Genomic DNA, 24,125 nt, shown 5'->3' with positions numbered 1-24,125 from the left:
AGATGACCTCCTTATTTTTCTGATTTTAGAAATGTCTTTAACTGCGGTAAACTAAACAGCATTGCGATAATAAACATTAAAACACCAATTGCTGAAGCTGCACCGGTATTGTTGTAAATGAAGGCGTTTTGGTACAAGTAATACATCATTGTCACAGAAGCATTATTAGGTCCACCTCCAGTTAATAATTGAATAACGACGAAAATCTTCAACACTGCAATAATATTGATTATTGTTAAGTAAATAGTTGTTGGCCGCATTAAAGGTACTAAAATATGACGAATTCTTTGCCATCTAGTAGCACCGTCCAACTGTGCAGCTTCAAATAAATCTGCTGGTAGTCCAATCATAGCAGCAATATACAAAATAATAGCTTGACCTACATTTCCCACAAAGGTAACAAAAATAATTACCGGCATTACTGTTCGGCTATCTCCTAGTAAGTTAACATTTTCGATACCGATATTGTTTAAGGCATAACTAATCAGACCATTGGAAGGATTAAGCAAGAAATTCCAAATAATACTCATAACCACCATTGAAACAATTACTGGTAAATAATAACTCCCTCGAATAAATGATACGTATTTAGGATTCTTATCGTAAACCGTGGTCGCTACAAATAAAGCAAAAACAATTGTAGCCACGACAATCGCAACGACAAAGAAAATCGTATTAAAAATCGACTTCACAAAGATTGGATCTTGAAACAAATCAATGAAGTTTTGCAAACCGACAAAATATTTATCCATACCATATACTTCATAGAGACTCATTTTAAAGCCTTTTAAAACTGGATACACAATAAAAATCAACATCAATAGAATTTGCGGTGCAATAAAGGCATAGCCGGAATATGGATTATCAATACCGCGAAACTTTTTCTTTGTCTTCGTTTTTTTTCCGACATCTAAGCGTTGTGCTTTTTCCAATTTCTTATCCCCTTTCAACTAGAATTCGGCGTAAAATACGTCGAATTCTAAATTTAACTTTCAAGTGCAGTAACAAATTTTTTTGTAATCAGCTGTGGCCGGGTAATCGCACTACCTACTACAACCGACCAGACGCCTTTTTTCATAACTGCCGCCAATTTTTGTGGTGTATCAATGTTACCTTCCACGATAATCGGTTTATGAATCACTTTTGTCATCTCATCTATCAAAGCAAAATCGTTATCAGCGATATCTTGTCCCTTCGTTTCTGCTGTATAACCATGAAGCGTAGTAGCAATAATATCAAAGTCCAACTCTTGGCAATACTTGGCATCCTCTAAATTTGAACAATCCGCCATCAATAAGATTGCAGGATACTCTTCCTTAATTGTCGCTACGATATCTGCTAATTTTTCATCATTTGGTCGTGTTCGCAATGTACCATCCATTGCTACAACTTCACAGCCAATACTGCAAAGAGCACGAACTTCCCTTAAAGTCGGCGAAATGAACACAGGATTGTCACCGTACTCTTTTTTGATAATGCCAATTACAGATGTTTCATTAGCATCTTTAATACATTGAATGTCGGCAATTGTATTCGCTCGAATTGCTTTTGCCCCCGATTCTAACGCCGCTTTTGCCATACGACTCATAATAAACGGACTATGGAGCGGTTCCTCTGGTAAAGCCTGACAAGATACAATTAAATTGCCTTTAACTTCAGATAGAAAATCATTCTTCATTGCTTATTCCCCCAAAACAAATTACATATAGTCTTTCACAAGTTCTTTAGCCACCTCAACTTGGGCTTCTGTATAGCGTTTCATTGGTAAATGACAATAGCCCATCTCAACACCTTTTTCAGTTAGCATTAATTTCAGTGTATTGTACAATCCGTTATCTAATATTTTTTGAATTAAATCGTTTGTTTCCGCTTGTACTTTACGCGCTGTTGCAAAATCATTTTGTTCGACAGCCTCCAAAATCTGACGTGCACGTTTGGCATTTACATTAAATGTGGATCCAATTGCACCATCAATTCCTACAGCTGCTGCTGGTAAAAGCATTTCATCAAAACCTGAATACATCAACTTATCTGGGAAGCGGCTACGCAAACGTTCCATTAAGTAAAAATCCCCTGCTGTGTATTTCACTCCTGTAATCTTTGGATTTTCAAAAAGCTCACCAAATTGATCTTCACTGAAATTAACTCCTGTCAGTGCTGGAATAGAATAAACAATTAGTTCAGCCTCAACGTCTCTTACAATTTCAAAGTAGTAATTTTTAATTTCTTCAAAATCAAATTTATAGTAAAAAGGTGTCACTGAAGAAATTTTTCGATAACCTAATTCATTGACAACATAAGCAGCTAGCTCTTTTGCCTCATAAATATTTAGCGACCCAACTTGAGCGATCAATTCAATTCTGTCTGCAGCAACTTCCTTTACAATTTTGAAGATGTTTTTTTTAGTTGTGATATCCAACATGAAATTTTCTCCAGTGCTGCCACCAACATATAGTCCATCTACTTTATTTTCAGTGATATTGTACTCAACTACTTGTCTTAAGCTGTCTTCCATTAATTTACCTTCTGCATCAAAAGGTACCAATAATGCTGTTATTAATTGTGCCATGATAGCGCCTCCATTTATTTGATAAATTCAATATATCACGATAATTATTTTCTTGTATTATTTTTTGATGAAAATATTTTTCTATAACAGTTATTATCTATGTTTTCGTGGCTAAATTCCACGCTGATTTTCTAATGAAAATAATTTTACACAATAAAAGTATTGATAAAATCATTTTCTTGGGTTACATTGTAAACGATTTCTAATCCGATTTGAGATTAGAAAATTCTAATTTTATGGAGGGATTTTTTTGTTAATAACGAACATCAAAGAACTTGATCAACTTGGCGAAATACAAGCGCAACTCAAAATAATTCATGCGTTTGTTACTAGATGGCAAAGAGAACCATGGAAATTCACAGAGAAAAAATTAAACGAACAAGTATTAGTACGATATCTAAAATATGAAACAGATACTTTTACAAATAGAAGCTGGGAAGCACATCGAAAAGAAATCGATTTTCACTTGATGTTACAAGGAACCGAACGAATTTACCTAAAGGACTCACAAGAACTAACTGCTAGTGAATACCATGAGGAAAATGATTATTATTTGTTACAAGGAGCGAGTAATCATTTCATTACCTTAAACAGCGGGACCGATAAGGAAAATATGTTATTACTTTGGACAGATGAAGCCCACAAAACTGGTGTAAAAACTGACATTAAAAGCGAAACTGTCGAAAAAATGGTTTTTAAAATTAAACTTAGATAACAAAAAAGCGGTTGACATTTATTAATATTGTCAACCGTTTTTCCTATTCAAATTTTCTCTTTCCAAATTCTTCGTTATTTATAATTTTTGAATTCCATGTTAGAATAAAGCTTATTGTTTATTTCATAATTCCAAGTGAATTATTTATTTTTTTCTATACCAAAGGAGTTTAATAATCCATGGATTACAAATTAAAAATTTTAACCAACCAAGATTTACCAGCTATTACTACACTTTGTCAAGAAGCTAGTGATTATATGACGCTGGCTACTGGACAATCAAATCCAGCCAAAGAAGCACAAGATTTACTCACATCTTTGCCCCCTCAAAAAAAAGTAGAAGATAAAACACTTTACGGCATTTTTAACAATCAAAATCGTTTAATCGGTGTTCTTGATCTTGTGAAAGATCATCCCACGCCAAAAGCTTGGATGATTGGCCTATTGCTGCTTACGCCCAAAATGCGGGATCAAGAAATTGGAAAACACGTGCATGACCAAATTATGGCACAAATAAAAGCAGCAGGGGGCACCGAAATTCGGTTGGGTATTTTGAAAAATAATCCGCGGGCACAAAAATTTTGGCAACGACAAGGTTATACTTTCCAAGAAGAAAAAATCGGGACTGTGGCTGGTGTCTTAATGCCTGTCTATGCTTTTAAACGCAAATTATAATTCGTAACAAACTTCACGATGTTAGCTTTTCAAGCTCGTTTGATTTTGTGCAAAAACCACCATTTTTCTTTTGAAATTTGGTGGTTTTTTATGCGCATAAAGTGCATTGCAGCAAGCTTTTGACGCTTATTTTTGGTAAGTGTTTTTCTTTGCCACCCTTTTAAAAAACAGTTACTATACAAGTAAGTCAGAAAAAAGGAGCTGTTTTCTTGTGAAAATTATCGTTGTTGGCGGCGTAGCTGGCGGACCTTCTTTTGCCACTCGTTTACGTCGTTTAAATGAAACTCATGAAATCGTTTTATATGAACGTGGTGAAAATATTTCGTTTGCTAGTTGTGCGTTACCTTATTATTTAGGCGGTGTTATTAAAGATCGCGATAGCTTGATTGAACGGACACCCGCACAATTAAAAGAAAAAAATAATATCGATGTTTTAATTGAACATGAAGTTACGAGCATCGACCCGGTTAACAAAACTGTTGTTGTGAAAAATTTGGCTGATAATACCCAAAAAATCGACAATTATGATCGTTTGATTTTGGCATCAGGCGCTCGTCCTACACTTCCGCCAATTAAAGGTGCCGACGAAGCTAAAAATGGTTTCATTTTGCGAAATGTAACCCATGCTGATAAAATCATGGAATTTTTGAATAACGAAAATCCAAAAAGTGTGACAGTTTTAGGTGCCGGCGTAATGGGCTTGGAATTAGCCGAAAACTTTAAAGAACGTGGATTAGATGTAACGTTAATTGATCAATTACCACAGGTTGCTTTCCCCTATGATACGGAAATTGCTGATTTAATTTATGATCATTTAATTGAACATGGCTTAAATGTCGTTTTAAATACGACGGTCACAGAAATCAGTGATCATGGCCACACTGTTCACCTATCAAATGGCGATACCCTAAAAACAGATATGATCATCTTTGCAACCGGCGTGGCACCAAACAATGAATTAGCTGCCTCCGCTGGTATCGCTTTATCAAAAACTGGGCAAGTAAAAGTTGATAATCGCTTGCAAACAAATGTTGAAGACATTTATGCCATTGGCGATATTATCGAAACAACAAGTATCGTAACTGGGTTACCAACACCAAGTATGCTTTCTAGTGCAGCTAATCGCCAAGGCCATTTATTAGCTGACATCATCAATGGTGCCGATCTTCATTATCGTGGTTACCTTGGTAGTGGTGTAGCGAAAATTTTTGATTATACTGCTAGCTATACTGGTTTAACTGAACATATGCTAAAAGCTGCCGGTATCACAAATTACAAATCAATTTTTATCACACCATTTGACCACGCCTATTTCTATCCTGGTGCGGAACGATTAAACTTGAAATTAATCTTTGACGGACAAACTGGAAAAATTTTAGGCGCTCAAGCAGTTGGTAAAAAAGGTGTCGACAAACGGATTGGTCAACTATCTGTTGCCATTACCGGAAACTTGTCTGTCTTTGATTTGCCAGATCTTGAAATCCCTTATTCACCACCTTACTCTTCTTCTCGTGACGTCGTGAATATTGCCGGTTATGTCGGCATTAACCAAGTGACCAAAGTGGCCGAAACGATCCAAGTAGCAGCGATTTCCAAAGAAGATTTAGCCAATGCTTATTTTCTAGATGTGAGAGAACCCGGCAAAGCCAAAAGTGGTAGCGTAGAAGCAACAGCTAATATTCCTTTAAGTCAGTTGCGGGAACGTATCGCTGAAATTCCAACGGACAAAAAAGTTTACTTAACTTTCCGCAAAGGCTTAAACACCTATACTGCAGCCCGCATTTTAGCAGGTTTTGGTATCAAAGCAACAATGATCGAAGAAAACTAGTTGATCAAGTCAATATACGTAAAAAGCACGAAAAGCTGTTTAGACTTTTCGTGCTTTTTATTAACAAAATTATAGGTTTCTCCTTAAAAAAGGACATTATTTCAATAGCGCAGATGCAAGCGTAAGTTTTCTAGAAATCTAACATTTCATCGGTTAACGTTACTGACTCAAGGTCGCGCTCATAATACGCGATTTCTTCAAAATGGAATACACCCTTTAATACTGACAGGGGGATACTATTTATAAGGGAATTGTAGCTTTCCACATCCGAATTATACCTAATTTTGAAATTCGCAAGTGTATTCTCGCAATCTTTAATTTGGTTGAGTAATTCCGATATATGCGCGTTTGCTTTTGTTTGAGGGTGGTTTTCAATAAAGTTTTGAAACTGCAATGCTCCCGTTACTGTAAAAGTAGTCGGCTCCTCTTTATTTATCAGAATTTCTTTTTCATGTGCCAAATATCTTTCAACCACTTTATTGGCCTTGTCCAATAAAGAATCTTCCCGCTCTTCTACGATTAAAATATTACTTTTAGCCGCTTTAATTTTTTGTCGCTTCTTCGTTGCCTGGTTGTAATTTAACCCAATGGAAATAAGTAAGCCTGTACACAAACCTAAAACTAAGCCAAGTTTACTTAACACTTCAGAAACTTCTTGTGCTTCTTCTGGAGTGAAGATAGCAAATATAAACAACCAGAATAACCAGCCCACAAAACTCAACCCAAACAACTTTAGTAAAAATAATAATACACTTTTCTTTTTCATCTCGACTCCTTTTCGACTGCTTTTCTTCATGATAGCAATTTTTATACATGAATCCTAGCATCAGCCCTAAAATCCGGTAATTTCATTGATAACTTTCTAAAAAGCAGTGATTTTAACAAAATAGCGTCACATTTTTTTGCAACTTATGTTTTAGGTACTTGAATTTTTTTACTTTCCTGATAGAAAAAAACAGCAGGACTACAATCATCCTGCTGTTTTCTTCGTATTAATTATGAATGATACGCTGGTTTTAAATGCGTTGCTGTAAAAATCGCTTTGACCAAAATCGGAGTTAAAATAACCGCACCAATCACTTCGCTGATACCATTTGTTGCAACGATTGTCGCCAAAACTTTTAATAAACCTGAGGGATCAACGCCATAAGCTGAGGCAACCGGTCCTGTGTAAAGCGTCCCCATAAAAGTTAAGACTAAAATCGTATTGGTTAACGTGCCCCCAATAGCAGCTAAAATAGAGGCGACATATAAATTTCCTTTTTTCTTATACCACCAATGGAATAAAACCCCCGCCACCAAACCAACAAGAATCCGAGGTAAAACTGAAACAATCGGGTTGGTAAAGACCATTGTATCAATAGGGGTCGTCGGTGAAGTAAAGGCCCGGATAATCGTGCAAATTCCCCACACTAAACCAATAAACATCCCGTCTTTGGTTCCCAAAACGATTGCTGCGACAATGACTGTAATATGAATAATCGTCAAGCTCGTAATCCCCAATGGAATAAAACCTAAAAATGGCACCATTGCTTGTAAAATAATAATAGCAGTCAAAATAGCACGAATGGCAATGCGATAACTTTTACTTTTCGTATTCATTTGAGTTCTCCTTTTAATTCAATTATAATGACACTAGTGTCATTGAAGTGATTATACAAGAAAATGACACGCGTGTCACTAATTTTGAGGTGAGAAAATGAAAAATTTATCCAACGCCGAACGTAAACGGCAAAAACGAGAAGCCATTTTAAATAGTGCCCGAGAAGTTTTTCGCCAAAAAGGCTTAATTGATGTGACGATGAAGGATATTATCGAAGCAACTGGTATCAGTCGGGGCGGTATTTATTTATACTTTGATTCGGTTGATCAAATTTTTATGGAAGTTATTAAACAGCGCTCTAATCGTAAATTTGATGATATTCGGTACGCGATTACTAAAAATCCGCCTTTTGAAGAGTTACTAAATGACTATTTTGAAAGCCACGAAGATCGCCTTTTAAATCAAATGGAAAACAGTCTACTCCGCTCGATGTACGAGTATTATTTCACCCACAAAACGGCTGCTGATCATAAATTTCAGCAAGAACAACTTGCCGCAACGAAAAATACCATCTTGGCAATTTTAGAATTAGGGGTCGCACAGGGTGTTTTACAAGATGAAAAGATTCCTGCCATTGCTGAAAATTTCATGTTCGTCATTGAAGGGATGAGCGTCATGGCACTTACCGGCGGAATTACCCACGAACAATTGGCTGCTCAATTTGACTTAATGAAAAAAATGCTGCCAAAAAGAGCCTGATCAAACTATTAAAAAAAGGCTAAAGGAAATCCTTCTGCCCTAAACCATAAGCGCTAAATTTGCAAAAATGGCTTTTTCATAGAGAACAAAGTTAAAACTGCCGCAAGGAAAACTGTAAAATTCCTTGCGGCAGTTTTTATTTTAAGAGTTAAAGGTCGTCTGGCTAGCTTTTTTCATTTATCTTCTGCAAAAAACTCGCCCATTTCATCAACATACTGCAACGATTCTTTCAAAGGATAAACCACAAAATCATGTATCATCTCTGGAACGATGACTAAACTTAACGTTGTCCCAGCAACATTTGCAACTTTTTCTTTTAAGCGCAAAACATCAGGATACAATATTTCATCTGTTCCACTAATGACTAAAAGCTCCCCTAAGTTTTCAAACGTCCCGTAAATCGGTGAGACTAACGGATCATCGACAGCTAAATTCCCCGCATACGTCGCCCCTGCTTTAGTTAGCAGATCTTTTTCCAACAAGACATCTTTTTCTTCTAGTGCACTAGAGCGGGGATCGCTCACGGAAACATCTAACCAAGGGGAAGCCAGCGCTAATTTTTGCGGCCGTTTTGCAGCTGCTTCATCCCGTAAATGCTGCGCTAAACTCATTGATAAACCGCCCCCAGCAGAATCTCCAAAGATATAAAACGCATCATCTGGATATAAGTAACGCAGATGATAAAAAGCTTCCTTTGTTGCCGCTAGGGTTTGGACAGCTGTCGCTTCTGGTGCCAGCGGATAGTCAAAATAGCTTACTTTTAAATTAAAGCGTGTAACAAAACGTTCTTGAATTTGTTTATGAAAAGGCGATGCTTCTAATGCATAGCCGCCACCGTGTAAATAAAGCACATGCTTATTGGTCACATGGGGTGGAAATAATGTAATCAGCTCACGACCACTAATTTCACTGCGCTTTTGCGGCAAGTCGCTGTTTTCTAACTGTCGGATATTGATATTGCGGCGCTTTGGCGGTGCCACCATGGACATCCCCACTAATTTTTTCATTTGAATTACTTTAAAAACCTGTTTGACAAATTTTGCCGAATAACGCATCTCATCCCTCCTTGAAAAAGTGGTACAATAGTGTTATCTCTAGCATAACTGACGGACTAGGAGGTGTCCATTATTTCAAAACAACGAGAACTGCTTTTTGATAATTTAAGAGGTGTCTTAATTTTTTTGGTGATTTTAGGTCACGCTTTGGAATACTTTCGGTTAAACAACCAAACAGCAGAGTTCTTCTACGTTTTTATTTACTTGTTCCATATGCCGGTTTTCATTTTTATCTCCGGTTATTTTTCCAAACGGGTAAAAAAGGGGCGCAAAAGCGCGGTCAAAACTTTTTTGATTCCCTATCTTATTTTGAACTTTATTTTAAGTATCATCTTGTTATTAATGGGTAAAATTGAAACGATTACTATTTTAAATCCCGGCTGGACGCTGTGGTACTTGTATTGCATGTTCATTTGGCGACTGCTCTTACCTGATTTAATCAAAGTGCGCCATGTTTTACTTTTTAGTTTTATCGTCGGTATTTTTTCCGGTTTATTAACAGAGTTTGGTACTTACATGGCCATGGCTCGTACGCTAGGTTTTCTCCCATTCTTTTTGGCCGGTTATTATACCGACCGGAAAATGATTGAAAAACTACGGCGTTTCCCTTTTTCACGCGTGTTAGGATTACTAGTAGTAATTTTAGGATTGGTGACTGCTTTTATTTGGGTAAAAGCCCAACTGCCTCCAGAAATTTTATGGGGCGATCGTGCTTATGACTTATTTGAAATCCCCCTCTGGCAAAATATCCTAGCTGACATGTGTCTTTATGCGTTAGGCTTTGCTTTTGTTTTTGCTTTTTTAGTAATGGCAACCGAAAAGCGGCATTTTTATACGGTTTGGGGCCAAAATACTTTGGCAATTTATCTGCTGCACATTTATCTGATTGCTCCGGTCGTTCAATTAGGCGAATTTATTCAGAATCCTTTGTTACATGGCTTACTTTTAGTTGGCGGCGCTCTTTTAACGGTTTATATTCTATCCCGTTCAAAAGTTACCCACGCCCTAGCTGTCGTCTTAAAAAAAATCGATCAATTGATTATGCCTGAATAAAGAAAGGCTTTTGGTACTCGCTTTACTCGCCAGCAATAAGGCAGAATTGCGATAAATTGTTTTTCAAATTTCTTGAAATTTTGACTTATTGTCACAGCGAGTTAGTTCAAAAAGCCAGACAGATAGAAAGGCCTTTTGTACGCGTTTTACTCGCCAGCAATAAGGCAGAATTACAATAAATTGTTTTTCAAATTTCTTGAAATTTTGACTTATTGTCACAGCGAGTTAGTTCAAAAAGCCAGACAGATAGAAAAGCTTTTTGTACGCACTTTACTCGCCAGCAATAAGGCAGAATTGCAATAAATTGCTTTTCAAATTTCTTGAAATTTTGACTTATCGTCTTAAAAAAATAAAAACTGGACACAAGCTGCACCAAAATTTTGGTCGACGAGTTTGTGCCCAGTTTTTTTATTTCGCCGTAGCTTTAAAGTAGCGTAGACAGCCGATAAAGACGAAAACAACTAAAACAAATAGAAAAATCAATGATAGCTGCGAACCTAAAATAGTCCCAGCTTGGTAATCTGATTGACTTTTTTGCGCTAAATTAATAATCGTTGCCACAATTGCGGTGGCAACAGCACCGGAAAATTGTTGCAGTGTGTTGAAAATCGCATTCCCATCTGCAAACATTTCTGTTTCAATTTGGCTCATGCCAGTTGTCATCATATTGCTATAAGAAAAACCAATGCCAATCATATAAAATACATGAGCTGCCACAAAGCCCAGTAAAATTGGTGTGCATAACAAAAGCGTCAAGGCCAACCAGCCAATTGTCACCAAGGTTAAACCAAATAGAATTGGCTTTTTAGCCCCATAATTATCCAATACTCGTCCAGAAATAGGTGCTAAAACAGCCCCCACAGCAGCTCCTGGCAACATCACAAGTCCAGCTACAAAAGCATCTTTGCCCATTACAATTTGTACAAAATTGGGTAAGACAAAAGAAATTCCCAACAGTAGAAATTGACAAACCAAAAAGCCTAATAAAAATAAACGAAAGCCTTTATTTTTTAAAACAGTTAAACGAATTAACGGCTCTTTAACCGTTGTAGCTCGGTTATAAAACAAAGCTAAGCCTAAAAATCCCACGATAAGCGGAATGATACTGAATAATGAGCCCAGTTGATTTAAGAACAATAAAAAGCCCGTGAACATCAAAATAATTCCTGCCATGCTGAAAAGATCCAACTTGCCGCCTTTTTTGATTGCCATTGCCGGAATCGCATACAATCCTAAAATTAGAGAAAGCAATAAGACCGGCACTAAAAATAAGAAAATATAATGCCAGCTTAAAGCTGAAGTTAAGACACCGCCATAAGTCGGCCCAATTGCAGGTGCAATGGACGTAGTTAAATTTCCAATGCCAATCATTGCACCGCGCTTCTCAATTGGCGTATAGGTTAAAATAATATGAAACATTAGCGGTAACGCAATCCCCGTACTAATACCTTGTAATAGGCGCCCAGCCAGTAATACTAGAAAACTTGGCGACCAAAAATCAATCAAAAGTCCTGCAATAAATAAAAGATTGGACGCCAAAAATAACGTGCGGATTTGAAAGTTTTTCAATAAATAAGTTGAAAAGGGCACAATAATTGCAATAATCAACAAATAAATCGTCGTTACCCATTGTACTTGACCCGTCGTAATCCCAAACTCGCTAATTAAAGTTGGAAAGGTGACATTCATCGCCGTTTCAATTAAAACGCCGGCAAAAGACATCATCCCAGTTGCCAAAACAGCTAATAATAAGTGAATTTTTTTCTCCATCAAATTCCTCCTAATTCTCCAATAAGTACAAAAACTTGAGCTGTCTGAGGAAGGTTGGCTTTCAAATTTACACGCAGAGCATTTATGCGCTGCTAGCTTTACAAAAAGTCACCCTTAAGCCCAAAAAAAGAGAAGCAGTTTCTACCGAAATAGAAACCGCCTCTCTCTCGACACGTCAAAAACGTGTTATCTGTACGATTTGAAAATATTCACAAAAGTCATTGTACTGACTTTTTCTAGCCGGGTCAAGAGGACAGCTTACTTTTTAGGGTAAAAAAGCTGCTGGATAAAGCTAGTGCGTATATTTTAAATTTTTACTAGCGTTACGCCTTCGTATCGATAGAAAAACCGTCAAAAGTTTCCCCGTCATAATATTTTAACAGTTGTTCGGCGCTTAATAATGACGTGGTTTGCGCTTCTTCGCGACTTTCTTCAACCAAACTTTGCCGATATGCTGCATACCCTTCAGCCAATTGCCGGTACAATTCTTGCCGTGAATGTCCTTCACCGACAATTTGGGGCAGTTCTCTTAGAAACCCCCGATAAACAGGAGAATTATCTTCCAGCTCCACTGGCATCTCCGTGACATGCAAATTTAACTGTGCAAAGGTTTCAAACATCTCATCACTTTCTTTCGTTTAAATGACTCAACTCTTCAATTTTCTTTTCAGGAATAAACCACATCACCAACATCAACGCATTTACCACTAAAACGCTGACAGGATGAATTAACCAGCCCGCTAATAAGGCGATGATGTTCATGACCAATGTGATTTTGATCTTTGGATAATGGGCAAAAAGTTTTCCGACTTCTGAATTTTTACCATTCACCCGCACTAAGGCAAAGCCTAGCAGGCAATACGCCAGATCCGTGCCGAAAATAACCAAGCCATACAACAATTGCGGCGCTAACTCAGTCGGATAGTCCCCAATCCAAGCTGTCGCAAATGGGAATAGCGTCATCATGAGGATAAATAAATTATTCGCCCACAAGACCCAGCCATCAACTTTTTTGACGATATTAAATAAATGATGATGATTATTCCAATAAACTGCTAAAGAAACAAAGCTAATTAAATAAATCGCAAATTGATGTTCCACCCCAGCAAAAGCACGCCAGGTACTGCCGTTTGGTTCATGTAATTCTAAAACCAAAATGGTCATTACAATCGCAATAACCGCATCGGTAAATGCCTCAATTCGTGTTTTGGGCATTGTAACCACTCCTTATTCTTTAATTTCCAATTCTCCATTGATATCAGCCAAAACACCATGAACCAATTCTTGTCCTAAAATGAATTGATCAGGTATCGTGCTTTTGTTTTTCAAGCCAAAAGTTTGAATTTGAGAAAAACCATAGCGACTGTAGTAATCTGGATTTCCCACTAAAAAAACAGCATGACGTTCTAGCGCAACAGCTTTTTTAAATGCCGTTTCCATCAAAGCTCCCCCAATTTTTTGATTGCGGTAATTAAAGTCGACGCTTAATGGTGCTAACAGTAAAAAGTTGCGCGTATGGGTATCTTCAGTCTTTACCTCTTGTTCACTTAACATAACATGCCCAATGATTTTACCTTCTTCAACTGCTACAAATTCCAATTCAGGAATGAATGTTGTCTTTTTACGCAGAGCTTCAACAAAATCTTGCTCTGTCCCATCGGATACTTGCGCTGTTTTAAAAGCTTGTTGTACATGCTGGTAAATAGCCGGATAGTCTCCTGGTTGCGCTTGTCTAATTTCCATCATTTTTTTCCTCTTCATCTGCATATTGGTTCATCACTTTTGCTAAGACATCTTCTAAAATATCTTCTTTGGAAAGTTCCGTCAAAGCTTGTGCTAATAGTGCTTCATCGACATTCACAATACTGTCAGCCTGTAAATTATTTTTGGTTAAAAACTCCTGACTTAAAGGCAATACTACTTGATTTTCTACTTGCATCAGGCGTTTTTTTCGCATTTCTGCCAACGGACTCCCCCTTTTTTACGTATTATAACAAATATTTGCAAAAATCATGACAATTTAGTCTAAATGCTGTTTTCCAAAGATTTTACACCTAGAAAAAATTGACGAAAGGTCTCTGGCACAAAAAAATTATGCCACAGCTTATTCTTTGGAAAAATCGCGCGAATTTTTTCGTATTTTTGATTAGGTCCCGTTATTCTTACTGTAAAAAATTTTGTACTTTTCTCAAAATAAAAAAAAGACTGCAACAAATAGTCACAGTCTTAGGTTTTAATCATCTATTTCTTTACTTAAAACCTTGCCACCTTGTGCATCCAGTGTAATTTCAATTTCTTGATTGGTGTGTAATATCTTTAGTTCCCATTTGGTCACACCATCATCTTTTTCCAATTCAGCAGAAGTAATTGATCCATCCGCTTGCTCTTGTGCTTTTTTGATTGCATCTGTCAAAGTCAGCACCGCATCGGTTTTCACTTCATCTTCTTGCCAGTTTTTATCATCGTTAACTTTGCTGGTATCGCCGATTAGTTTGCCACTATGATCAAAAATCATGTTGTATTCTTGGCTACTGTCTTCGCCTTCAATCTCAACTTGACCGGTTGGCCCTTGCGCCTCCCATTTAAAGTTGGTAATAATCGCTTCTGTATGGGCAGATTTAAATTTAGTTAACGTTTCTTCAAACAATTCATTTTTCGGCATGATAATTCCATTTTTATCAGTAACCGTTGATTCTACTTTGCTACTTGAAGTTTGATTTTCACTTGTTGCTACACTTGAGGTTACCGTCGTACTTTCGCTACTTGCATTGTTATTATTTTTGTCATTATTGTTTTGACAGCCAGCTAAAATTAACCCGCTCAATACAACTGTGGTTAAAATAAGTTTTTTCATATCCCTTCCCCCTTGTCAAAGTATACTCTCATTAAATTCATGTTACCTGTTTTTGACAAGAAATGCTACTGCCAGGAGCTATTGTGCGTTATTTTTAATATTTAAAAAAATATTTTAGGCTCCCTTGCAGTCAGACTAGCTGACAACTAGCAGCTTATAAAAAAAAACAGCCCTACCAAGTAAGCAGTAAAATTACTGTTTACATCCTAGTAGGTACTGTTTTTTAACTACATGATCATATTTTTCTACGGTAAACAAACCAGCCACAAGCAGCAACACTAAGCAATACTAGTAAACCATAAAATGGTAAAGCAGTATTTTTGCTTCCGGTATTTGGTAAACGGCGGCGCGTCGTTGTGCTTGTTGTATCAGATAGTGTGCCCGCTGTTTGCGGCAATCTTGCCCGCAGTGAAGTAGTTGGTGTATTAGTTGGTGTCGTAGGCGTTGTTGGTATTACTGGTGTAGTAGGTACAACCGGCGTAGTCAACAACGTGTTGGTTACCACAAAATCATTTCCTTGTTGTGCATAGGTTACACCATAGCCATTTGGCACCTCAACTTCCACAACTTGATAGTTGATCACCTGATTATTTTCGTCAATTTGCGGCATTTGTTTCCACGTATACTGCCACGAATTATCAGCAGACAAAACAGCAGTCGCCACTACTTGGTCATTGGCAGTTAACGCGACAGAAATTTTATCTGGTCGACTACTTGCGTTATTATCGACCCAAACTTTTTGGACATTGTAGGTCACCTTCTGCAAGTAATTTGTAATGTCCATGTCTTTGACAATGGCTTCATAACCGGTCGGGATATCCAATTCTTTGACGGAATAAACATAAGCTTTGCCATTTGGATCAAATTTCGGCAGATCGCTAAATTCATAACGCCAATCATTAGCAGCGGTCACAATTTTCCTGTAAGCTGCACCACTCAGAGCTTGACCATTTTGCAAAAGTTGGACTTTAATTTGGGTTGGACGAGCTTTTGCCGCATCATTGGCATCTTGCCACGTTTTCTTTCCTGCAACGCTGGTGGTAATTAGCTGATTTGTAATCACTTGACTGCCATCGGCAGAAAAATTCGTTACAGCTTCATAGTTAGCGGTAGTCTTTACTTCCACAAATTTATAATGCAACGTTTTTTGCGTATGATCGGCTTTTGGCAACCCACTGACTGTCACCGTCCCATAATCTGGACCGCTTAATTGATAACGACCTGTCTTGTTTGTCGGCGTTTTTACAACTTGGGCTAATGCTTCTGGTGTTCCTTCTGGCCAAGACTGCAATTCAAAGGTTACAATTTCGGGTCTACTTTCAAATTGATTGTCAAAATCTTGCCATTGCTTGGTCACACTCACTGAGATTTCCCGCAGACAATTGGTAAACGTTACCCTTCCATTTTCGGCAACTTCTTTTACGTAATGGTCGGCTCCAGCTTCTTCATCTTGCGGGGTATAGGCTTCTTTAATCCCCACTAAATTTTCGGCTACGCCGTATTGTATCAAACTTCCAGTGGCATCGTATTTTGGCAGATCGGTAAATGTGCCACGCCAAATATTATCGCTATCACTGCTATGCAAGGTGATTTTTTTGTCAACTTTAAAAACATCTTCAAAATCTACCCACTGTTTTTCAACTTTGACTTTTAACGTAAAGTCTAGTCCATCTGGGCGCATGCCATAGTGATCACTTTGATCAAGCCAAATTTTATCAACGCTAACTTCTGTCGTTTCCATTTCATTGTGCAAATTGTATTCATTGGCATGACTTACAAAACCAGTAGGAACATCTTCTTTCACCCGATAAGTTAGGCGATTTTCTTGTTCATCATACAACGGTAAATCGGTAAAACTATAGGCCCACTTCGGCGCTGTCACGACTGCCTTAACAGGAGCTTGGTTGCGTCTGAAAGCTTGCCAGTTCTTTCCATTATCGCAACTGACCTCTAAATTCACCGTAATAGAAGTTGGTATGACCGCATATTTTTTAGCCAAATCATCCCAAGTTTTCTCACCACTGATATTTTGAGTCTTTAAAGTATTGGTAAGTGAAGTTCCTGTAACTTGGCTGTCAAAACCAGCTAAGGGAGCTTCTTTTATCCGATAGCTAAATTTCACACCAGCAGCGGCATCAACATCATAAACTGGTAAATTACTAAATTGATAGTGCCACCCTTTTGTCGCATTTGTCTTAACTTCATCAACAATTTGATAATTTGCATCCGGTGTGTTTGCTTGTTTTCGTTCCAATTGAATTGTAATTTCATTTGGCATGACGCCCGCTTCATCATTGCCTTTTAAATTCCATGTTTTAGTACCGGCAATTTCAGTCGTGATTAATTTATTGGTCACAGAGTAAACTGCCTCTGTTAATTCTTTACCTGCCACTGTCACTTTTCCTTGTTCATTTAAAGCGATCTGCGTTAAGACAAAATCGCCTTTATAACCATTGGGATTTTTTGTCTCCGTAATTGTATAAGTGTAGCCATACGCTAAATCAAAACTAAAGCTACCATCTGCTTCACTCGTTTTAACCACAGGTGCCTGAAGGGGCTCACTCGTTAAGGTGAATTCCGCTCCTTGCAATGCTGTTAACGTTTTTTCAGCAACTTTTTTCAACTGAATCGTACCTTTTAAAACTTCATTTGTCTTGGTTACAGTTGCTGTTTGCGTTGCGTCAGCTTTTACTTGCACCACTGTGCTATACAAATCTTGCGGTAATTCATAGCCTGTTGGCGCTGTAATTTCTTTAAAAATATACTTACCCGGAAGTAGATTTTCGACCAAAATAGTACCGTCATTTTGCGTGGTGAAATAATGGGTATCCGTTGCACCTAGTTTTTTACCATGCGCATCTTCTGTAACTTGGGTTGTGGCATTGCCTTTTTCATCTGCATGATACAAGGCAAAAACGGCACCTGCTAATTTCTTATCTTTTGTTCCAGCATCACTTTTTATCAGTTTTAAATTTCCGACTTGCTCATTTGTGTAGCTCAAAGAAATGGTTTGCGCTTGAGAATTACCATTTTCTTTGATTACTACGCTTATTCCTGCTTTTAATTCTGGACTGATATAATAACCACTTAATGCTTGGCCTTCTTTTATGATATATTCTCCATAAGTTAGTCCTTCAAATGTTAAATTTCCTGAAGTATCTGTCTGCTTGGTATCAATTGCTTCGTCAGATCCTTTGCGATACAAATCAAAACGAACATTTTCCAGCGCTACTTGGCTATGCTGATCTTCTTTGTGCAACGTGATTTTATGGGTAACACCTTGTGCGGTCCCACCAGCATCTGAAATTTTGAATTTATCTTCTGTTGTATCTGTGATTTCTTTTTGCGTAATATTATCACCTGTTACTTTGACAGTATTTTTCAATTGGATTTCTTTTCCCGGTTGTCCAATTGGATTGACCTCTGCCTTATAGGTGATTTGTAATGTTTTTTCCAATTTTTCATATGGACCTGTCAGTGTAATAATATAACCTCGCGGTGTAACGCTCCCCGTGTAGTCTTGATTTAATTTCAACTCGTAGTTATCGTCCATAATTTTAAAACTTGCTGGAATAAGATTTAAAAATTCATTTGGTTCATCCGCAACATTCACGTTGTACAAGATGAAGCCCGCTGGATTTACTGTGACCTGATAGGCTGTAATCTTTTTACCCGGGTAATCCGGATCATTTGTCACGACCCCTGCCGCATTTTTTTCTTTGGTAACGTAGGCTTTGTTATTGTCTAGACTAAGCTGTGCGTCTTTTTTAATTTCTGCATTATTACGATCGCTATATTGCACTGTGTTTTTCACGATTCCAGAGGGGATATTGCTTTCATTTTCTAAATCTTTTACTACTACATCAAACGTAACTTTATAAATTGTCTGCTCGCCAGCTTTAAAACCGGTAATCGTTAACTTTCCATTATCATTTTGCAGCTTCAAAGGTGGATTTTCTGTAACTTCTTCAAAGTTATCCCCTTTTTTAATATAGACTTTAAAACTATTTTCCACATATGTTTGCCCGGGGTTTAAGACATCGACGACCTGTGCATCTTCACCATAATAGTGCCCTTGTGCGTTAATCGTCACGCCCCAATTTACATAGTGTTTTTTAGTATTCTTATCATAGCGGTACGTGCCGGCTTTATCTAAATCAATATTGTAGTAGCTTTTATGTTCATATTTACCTTCTCCATTTTGTTGGTCTTCTACGCCGTTACTTGAATAGTTATAAACAACCTGATTCACCATCGTATCGGCTAATGTTTCATAATTTGATTTAAATCGAATTATAAAGTAATCGTCAGAAGCTTTTTCTAGCGTAGAACTAACGGTAAATTTAGTAACACCATTGGCATTTTTTTCATCGATGGTAACGGTAAAATTAGTAAATGACCCTACTAACTTATTATTCTTGTCATAACGGGTAACGGTAATTTTTCCTTTTAAATCTGCCGCAGTGCTAGCTGGAATATACATGTCATTTTGCAATGTATCGGTGATTGACCATTTATCCAATTTGATTGCATCATTTTTACCACTGCGTTTTTTATTAATCGTAATTGCCCAAGGAATGGTTTTATTTGTAAAGTCAACAGCCTTACCATTGACTTCTTTTACCACCCCACTGGTTAAATGATGTGTGCCTTTACTGCCGCTATTATCAGTAAAAGAAGCAGTATTGGCTACTGAAGTTGCCGTAGTACCTGTTTTTAATTTGGTGTAAATCGGAATGCTCACTTGTCCTTTTGTTCCTTTTGGAATCGTAATAACATATTTGCCGGCATCTTGTCTGACGGTAACTTGTGTTTTGGGTACTGTTATTTCTTGCAAATAATCTTGCAGTTGCTTTGCCGTTGTAATTGGTGTTCCATCTTTGGTACAAAAATCTTGATTTCCATCCGGTAATTCATAAATATCGACTGCTGGCAAACTGGCATCTTTTTGCTTGTAAACAATATTCCAGTTAATAATCTCGCCATATTGTTCCACATAACTTTTCGTCACAGTAGCACTGCCCACGACAGTAGTAGAGGCCACTGCCGTCAAATCTAAACCTTCTTTTGCAGTTAAGTGTGCTTCATTTTTAATATCTGGGCTAGTATAAGTCACTTTTTTTCCATCAGTGCTCACTACTTTATCCAAAGAAAGTTTTGTTAAATCAATTTCTGTTGCTACCACAACTTTATAAACTTTACTTGTCGGCGTTGGTAAGTCCACAGCGACTTTGGTTTTGTCACTGCCAATGACAACCGACTTGGTAACATCTTTGCCGGTACCATTTAATGTTCCATCAGGCTTCACATCGGCTACGTCGTATTCATAAACCGTAATTTTAGTCCACGTCAGATGTTCAGGTAATGTATCTGTAATTTTACCGGCTGTCATTTCTGTGCCATATTTATTGCCGATAATTGTCCACGTTACATTGGCCTTTTCACTACTGCCATAGCTTACTTTACCAACAGTTTTTTCCAAAGCTTTGTAGTCAGGTTCTTCAATATGAACTGTCGTATCGCTATCTTCTTGGACAAAGGGAACTTTTACCTCTACATTTCCCGTTGTATTTCCTTTTACGTCACTGACAGTACCAGCGACATAAAAAGTACCGGAAATATCGTTGCGTCCTTCAATATTATCGGAAAAATGAAGAGTTACCGTTCCATCTGCTTGAATATTAAAACGACCAAAACAAATCCCCTGCCCATCTTTTAACTCGCCTGAAATTGTTTGATCAGCTGTTGTAGGATGAATGTGGAAATTTTCTGGTAATTTAAAAGTAAAATAATCCCCTTGAAAGTCATTGTCCCCTGCATTAGCTGTATAACCCAGCATTTCTTTACGCAGACCTTCAGGTAATTGCCAGTTATATTCCAAAAGAATATTCTGACCAATCACAATGCTATCGCCATCTTTAATTTCCTGATTTTGATCGTCTTTTAAAGTAGCATTCAATAAAATTGTTTGATTATCCCCTAAAAAATTTCCTGTATCTAAGTCCACCAGATTGGCTTCATTGCCTTTTTCTTTTGTACGCGCTGTAGCGCGTTGTAGCACCTGATTTTTGGCGTTACTCCTTGGGCTATTGTTTTCATTGCCTTTTTCTGCAGGTTTACTGGTTGACTGCGTTTCTTTTTTGGCAGATAGAGCTGGCAGTGTTACCGTTAGCGGTGTGGTTTGTGCTAATAAATCTGTTTTTCCACCTTTTAAATCATAAGCCAAAATTTGCGGTGTAATCGTCAGTTGATGTCGATATGGCGTAGTAAAAGCAACTTGATGGCCTAATTGTGCTGTTTTTTCAGCGGCGGTCTGTAAAAAACCAGCGGCATAAGTAAAGATGTCACCTGCATTACTTTGAATTGCCGTTGGTGTCACTTCTTCGTTGCCACTTTTAAGCGAAAAACCAATAGCGCGGGGTAATTCACTAGCAGCCTTGTTGTAATCTATCAACCACTGTATTTCCTTATTTTTTTCATCCACACTATAGGTGATTCGGGCATTACCTGCTTCATTTTGAAAAACAGTATGCGTAGTTTTATCTGTTGCTGTTGCCGCTAAAACTGCTCCGCCACTAAAAAGTGCCTCCCCAAACGGAAAAAGCGTCAACAAGATTGTCAAAAATGTTATCCAGTTAAATCTTTTTTGTTTTCTTTCCATAATTGCATCCTCCCTTATTTTCCCAAAAAAATGTTATTCCCCCACAATATTTCGTTTTCTTCTGCTGCTAAAAATTCAGTAAAAACGAAAATAACGCAAATCACTTTTTGATTTGCGGTCAAAATATAATTGTCTTGCTTGTTTTTAAATTTGTTGGAATCCTCGCCTCCCGTCTCCCTTGCTTATCCATCATAATAAGAACTGCTTATTTTACTCATTTTATAAAAAACAAATCTTATATAATGGTTGTTATATAAAAATCTACCATATTTTTATTTAATTGTGAATAAAATCACTCCCATTTTTTTAATAAAAAGTTTGTTTTTTAGCAATTCTTTATTTTTCAAAAATAATCATTTCTATACAAAATAACGATAATTATTATCGTTAAAAAATTATTATCATCTAGAATATTGCAATTTATCAACAAAAATAATTTTCTCCGCTATGAATAGCGTTTGTTATCCCAATCAAAATAAAGAAATATTTTTATTAACTTTGACTGACTTTTTCCATTAAAAAGAACAACAATAAATAAAAATTTCACAAATAAAACTAAAGCTCGTCAACTAGCTGATCGACTTTAAAAGCTAGCAAAATTCCTGTTTTATTGGTTAGCATTACCACTAGAGCAAAAAAAGACAGAAGCAAAAGTCATCCTACTTTTGTTTCTGTCTTTCTTTAATTTTCACCAGATTTACTTCCCTTTAACATCTGCTTCGTAATACCATTTGTTACTACCGTTAACTTGATAGGCGCGAATGCTGCCATATTTTTTGCGAATATCTCGTACATTTTTGATGGTAAAAGTTTTTTTATAGTCGCTTTTCAAGATCCAACCGCCGCTTTGATAAGAGCGCGCTGAGGTTTTAACATTTAACCGTTGTCCTTTTTTTAGCGCTTTAAAACTACTCGTTTGTAAAGCCACATCCCCTTCGTAATACCAGCGGTTTGAGCCTTTCATCTTATAAATCCGCATATGAATGCCTCTTTTGGGAATCAAACGCATTCTTTCAATTTGGTGGACTTTATTCTTATCCCCACTTGTAATTTTGCCACCTGTTTGATAATGCGTAGCGCGGCTAGTCGTCACAACTTTAGTCCCGACTTTTAACTCTTTAAAGCTGCTGGTCTGACGTGTCACGTCACATTCGTAATACCAACGATTACTCCCTTTGGCACGATAGGCACGAATGCTACCAAATTTTTTGGGGATATAGCGGACGCTGTCGATCACAAAAGCACTCTTTTTGTCATTTGCCGTAATTTTGCCGCCACTTTGATACGAACCCGCCGTCTTTTTCAAGCTAAACACTGTGCCTATTCCAAGTTGTGAATAGCTGCTAACCTGACGTGTCACGTCACATTCGTAATACCAACGATTACTCCCTTTGGCACGATAGGCGCGAATGCTACCAAATTTTTTGGGGATATAGCGAACACTGTCGATCACAAAAGCACTCTTTTTGTCATTTGCTGTAATTTTACCGCCACTTTGATACGAACCCGCCGTACTTTTTAGACTAAAAATGGTGCCGTTGCCTAGTAATCCATAGCTACTCGTTTGCGGTTGAACATCTAACTCATACAGCCATTTTTTGGATTCTTTAACGGCATATATTTTGCGGCTGCCCCATTTTTCAGTAATTTTTTTATACCCGGTAATTGTATAGGCCCGATTGCGATCAGCACTTTGAATCCAACTGCCATCTGAATAACTCAACGCACCACTTTTTATCGTAATACTCGTTCCGTTTTTAATAACGGGCAGTTCATCTTTGATTATGCGACGAGCAAAATCTGGATAAAAATATTGAATGGCAAAAGCAGAGACACGCTGACCCGGATAAGGGGCATGAATCGCAAGTCCGTCTCCAATGTATAACGCCACATGGGTCGTGGCATTCCGGGGACCATAAAATAGTAAATCCCCTGCTTTCAAATTTAAATTTTGCCCTTTTGCACTACTTCGCGCAACTTCTGTACCTTGCTTTTCTTGTTGGTAAGTCACCCGCTGTAAGGGGATATTTAAACTTTTCAAATAAGCGTATTGAACTAACCCAGAGCAATCAAAATCATTGGGACCGGCTGCTCCCCAACGATAGGGTTTATTTAAGTGACGCTTGACTTCGGTCACAATTTTTTGCTGCTCTGTCGTCATTGTCGTGCTACTCCGCGCATAAAGATTGCGATTGAGCTGTGCTTCATTTACTGCTGGTAACGCGTTAATTTGTGCCTTTTGTGCAGCAATTAAAGGTGATTGCAGAGGAGCAGAGCTTTTAATTTCTGGTAATTTCCGTTGGGCACGGGGCAAATTATTGGCATCTGTTGTTTCTGTTCCATCTGGTTCAATCACATTACTACTTGCAGTTGCATCACTTATCTCTTCACTTTCCTTTGAGGCTGAACTTTCAGTAGTACTGGCTGAAACATTCGTTGTAACCGTCTCTTTTTTTGTTTCAACCTGTGATGAATCGACAGTTTCCGGCGGTACAATTGCCATTTGAAAACCTAGTAAAGTTAAAAGCAATCCCATACTCCACTTCATTTTCTCATCCCTTTCTCATTTTACTCCCTTTTATTTTAGCATGTTCTTTCAAGAGACTTCAAACAATGCGATTTTCTTTTTTTGTTCGAAAAATGA

General features: G+C 37.6%; 19 protein-coding genes. 5 read left to right on the top strand and 14 right to left on the bottom strand.

Annotation, left to right across the window (positions count from 1 at the left end):
• Positions 1–11: 11 nt before the first annotated feature.
• The 3 genes from P3T75_RS00990 to P3T75_RS00980 all read right to left on the bottom strand — a co-directional run bounded on the left by P3T75_RS00990 (position 12) and on the right by P3T75_RS00980 (position 2,569).
• The gene (locus tag P3T75_RS00990) at positions 12–869 is read right to left on the bottom strand and encodes a carbohydrate ABC transporter permease (RefSeq protein ID WP_230711203.1); all 858 of its coding nucleotides are present in this window, start codon (positions 867–869) and stop codon (positions 12–14) included.
• A 116-nt stretch (positions 870–985) separates the two neighbouring features.
• Positions 986–1,678 carry an N-acetylmannosamine-6-phosphate 2-epimerase gene (locus P3T75_RS00985; RefSeq protein WP_230711110.1) on the bottom strand — a complete coding sequence of 231 codons (693 nt, stop codon included), beginning with the start codon at positions 1,676–1,678 and terminating at the stop codon, positions 986–988.
• Between the two features lie 21 nt (positions 1,679–1,699).
• Positions 1,700–2,569: an N-acetylneuraminate lyase gene (locus P3T75_RS00980; protein WP_230711111.1), complete on the bottom strand. Its 870-nt coding sequence runs from the start codon at positions 2,567–2,569 to the stop codon at positions 1,700–1,702.
• Between the two features lie 250 nt (positions 2,570–2,819).
• On the opposite strand from P3T75_RS00980, the gene P3T75_RS00975 reads away from it, so the two are divergent.
• The 3 genes from P3T75_RS00975 to P3T75_RS00965 all read left to right on the top strand — a co-directional run bounded on the left by P3T75_RS00975 (position 2,820) and on the right by P3T75_RS00965 (position 5,786).
• The gene (locus tag P3T75_RS00975) at positions 2,820–3,284 is read left to right on the top strand and encodes a YhcH/YjgK/YiaL family protein (protein WP_230711112.1); all 465 of its coding nucleotides are present in this window, start codon (positions 2,820–2,822) and stop codon (positions 3,282–3,284) included.
• A gap of 179 nt (positions 3,285–3,463) precedes the next feature.
• Positions 3,464–3,958 carry a GNAT family N-acetyltransferase gene (locus tag P3T75_RS00970; protein ID WP_282461987.1) on the top strand — a complete coding sequence of 165 codons (495 nt, stop codon included), beginning with the start codon at positions 3,464–3,466 and terminating at the stop codon, positions 3,956–3,958.
• Positions 3,959–4,169: 211 nt separating this feature from the next.
• A complete protein-coding gene (locus P3T75_RS00965; RefSeq protein ID WP_206903296.1) occupies positions 4,170–5,786 on the top strand; it encodes an FAD-dependent oxidoreductase in 1,617 nt (538 codons plus the stop codon).
• A gap of 130 nt (positions 5,787–5,916) precedes the next feature.
• Here the strand turns inward: P3T75_RS00965 and P3T75_RS00960 are convergent, their stop codons facing one another.
• Complete coding sequence (locus P3T75_RS00960; RefSeq protein WP_206903295.1) at positions 5,917–6,552, bottom strand: LemA family protein; 636 nt, start codon at positions 6,550–6,552, stop codon at positions 5,917–5,919.
• Positions 6,553–6,782: 230 nt separating this feature from the next.
• A complete protein-coding gene (locus P3T75_RS00955; RefSeq protein ID WP_206903294.1) occupies positions 6,783–7,388 on the bottom strand; it encodes an ECF transporter S component in 606 nt (201 codons plus the stop codon).
• 97 nt (positions 7,389–7,485) lie between these two features.
• On the opposite strand from P3T75_RS00955, the gene P3T75_RS00950 reads away from it, so the two are divergent.
• Positions 7,486–8,088, top strand: a complete 603-nt coding sequence (locus P3T75_RS00950; protein WP_282461986.1) for a TetR/AcrR family transcriptional regulator — start codon at positions 7,486–7,488, stop codon at positions 8,086–8,088.
• Positions 8,089–8,261: 173 nt separating this feature from the next.
• Here the strand turns inward: P3T75_RS00950 and P3T75_RS00945 are convergent, their stop codons facing one another.
• Positions 8,262–9,143, bottom strand: coding sequence for an alpha/beta hydrolase fold domain-containing protein (locus P3T75_RS00945; protein ID WP_282461985.1), 882 nt, complete (start codon positions 9,141–9,143; stop codon positions 8,262–8,264).
• A gap of 63 nt (positions 9,144–9,206) precedes the next feature.
• Here P3T75_RS00945 and P3T75_RS00940 point away from each other — a divergent pair, with 63 nt between their 5' ends.
• A complete protein-coding gene (locus tag P3T75_RS00940) occupies positions 9,207–10,196 on the top strand; it encodes an acyltransferase family protein (protein WP_282461984.1) in 990 nt (329 codons plus the stop codon).
• A gap of 408 nt (positions 10,197–10,604) precedes the next feature.
• On the opposite strand, the gene P3T75_RS00935 is transcribed toward P3T75_RS00940, so the two are convergent.
• The 8 genes from P3T75_RS00935 to P3T75_RS00900 form a co-directional block, all read right to left on the bottom strand.
• Positions 10,605–11,969, bottom strand: a complete 1,365-nt coding sequence (locus P3T75_RS00935; RefSeq protein ID WP_282461983.1) for an MFS transporter — start codon at positions 11,967–11,969, stop codon at positions 10,605–10,607.
• A 320-nt stretch (positions 11,970–12,289) separates the two neighbouring features.
• Positions 12,290–12,586, bottom strand: coding sequence for a hypothetical protein (locus P3T75_RS00930; RefSeq protein ID WP_206903289.1), 297 nt, complete (start codon positions 12,584–12,586; stop codon positions 12,290–12,292).
• Between the two features lie 4 nt (positions 12,587–12,590).
• Positions 12,591–13,181, bottom strand: a complete 591-nt coding sequence (locus tag P3T75_RS00925; protein WP_206903288.1) for a TMEM175 family protein — start codon at positions 13,179–13,181, stop codon at positions 12,591–12,593.
• A gap of 12 nt (positions 13,182–13,193) precedes the next feature.
• Complete coding sequence (locus tag P3T75_RS00920) at positions 13,194–13,712, bottom strand: GNAT family N-acetyltransferase (RefSeq protein ID WP_282461982.1); 519 nt, start codon at positions 13,710–13,712, stop codon at positions 13,194–13,196.
• Entirely contained in the window at positions 13,699–13,923 is a 225-nt protein-coding gene (locus P3T75_RS00915) for a hypothetical protein (RefSeq protein WP_230711204.1), read from the bottom strand. Before P3T75_RS00915 ends, P3T75_RS00920 begins: the two co-directional genes overlap by 14 nt.
• A gap of 276 nt (positions 13,924–14,199) precedes the next feature.
• The gene (locus P3T75_RS00910) at positions 14,200–14,820 is read right to left on the bottom strand and encodes a PepSY domain-containing protein (protein WP_206903286.1); all 621 of its coding nucleotides are present in this window, start codon (positions 14,818–14,820) and stop codon (positions 14,200–14,202) included.
• Between the two features lie 235 nt (positions 14,821–15,055).
• On the bottom strand, positions 15,056–21,481 hold the full coding sequence (locus P3T75_RS00905) for a Cna B-type domain-containing protein (RefSeq protein ID WP_282461981.1): 6,426 nt from the start codon (positions 21,479–21,481) through the stop codon (positions 15,056–15,058).
• A 697-nt stretch (positions 21,482–22,178) separates the two neighbouring features.
• Complete coding sequence (locus tag P3T75_RS00900) at positions 22,179–24,029, bottom strand: C40 family peptidase (protein ID WP_282461980.1); 1,851 nt, start codon at positions 24,027–24,029, stop codon at positions 22,179–22,181.
• Between the last annotated feature and the right edge of the window lie 96 nt (positions 24,030–24,125).

It is taken from the genome of Enterococcus montenegrensis (assembly GCF_029983095.1).
Lineage (GTDB): Bacteria > Bacillota > Bacilli > Lactobacillales > Enterococcaceae > Enterococcus_C > Enterococcus_C montenegrensis.
This window is presented reverse-complemented; position numbering and strand designations above follow the sequence as displayed.

Bases quoted from the DNA above. Each gene is read 5' to 3' on its own strand.
- P3T75_RS00985 (WP_230711110.1), bottom strand. From the start codon at position 1,678: ATGAAGAATGATTTTCTATCTGAAGTTAAAGGCAATTTAATTGTATCT.
- P3T75_RS00980 (WP_230711111.1), bottom strand. From the start codon at position 2,569: ATGGCACAATTAATAACAGCATTATTGGTACCTTTTGATGCAGAAGGT.
- P3T75_RS00970 (WP_282461987.1), top strand. From the start codon at position 3,464: ATGGATTACAAATTAAAAATTTTAACCAACCAAGATTTACCAGCTATT.
- P3T75_RS00960 (WP_206903295.1), bottom strand. From the start codon at position 6,552: ATGAAAAAGAAAAGTGTATTATTATTTTTACTAAAGTTGTTTGGGTTG.
- P3T75_RS00955 (WP_206903294.1), bottom strand. From the start codon at position 7,388: ATGAATACGAAAAGTAAAAGTTATCGCATTGCCATTCGTGCTATTTTG.
- P3T75_RS00950 (WP_282461986.1), top strand. From the start codon at position 7,486: ATGAAAAATTTATCCAACGCCGAACGTAAACGGCAAAAACGAGAAGCC.
- P3T75_RS00945 (WP_282461985.1), bottom strand. From the start codon at position 9,143: ATGCGTTATTCGGCAAAATTTGTCAAACAGGTTTTTAAAGTAATTCAA.
- P3T75_RS00930 (WP_206903289.1), bottom strand. From the start codon at position 12,586: ATGTTTGAAACCTTTGCACAGTTAAATTTGCATGTCACGGAGATGCCA.
- P3T75_RS00925 (WP_206903288.1), bottom strand. From the start codon at position 13,181: ATGCCCAAAACACGAATTGAGGCATTTACCGATGCGGTTATTGCGATT.
- P3T75_RS00920 (WP_282461982.1), bottom strand. From the start codon at position 13,712: ATGATGGAAATTAGACAAGCGCAACCAGGAGACTATCCGGCTATTTAC.
- P3T75_RS00915 (WP_230711204.1), bottom strand. From the start codon at position 13,923: ATGCGAAAAAAACGCCTGATGCAAGTAGAAAATCAAGTAGTATTGCCT.
- P3T75_RS00910 (WP_206903286.1), bottom strand. From the start codon at position 14,820: ATGAAAAAACTTATTTTAACCACAGTTGTATTGAGCGGGTTAATTTTA.
- P3T75_RS00905 (WP_282461981.1), bottom strand. From the start codon at position 21,481: ATGGAAAGAAAACAAAAAAGATTTAACTGGATAACATTTTTGACAATC.
- P3T75_RS00900 (WP_282461980.1), bottom strand. From the start codon at position 24,029: ATGAAGTGGAGTATGGGATTGCTTTTAACTTTACTAGGTTTTCAAATG.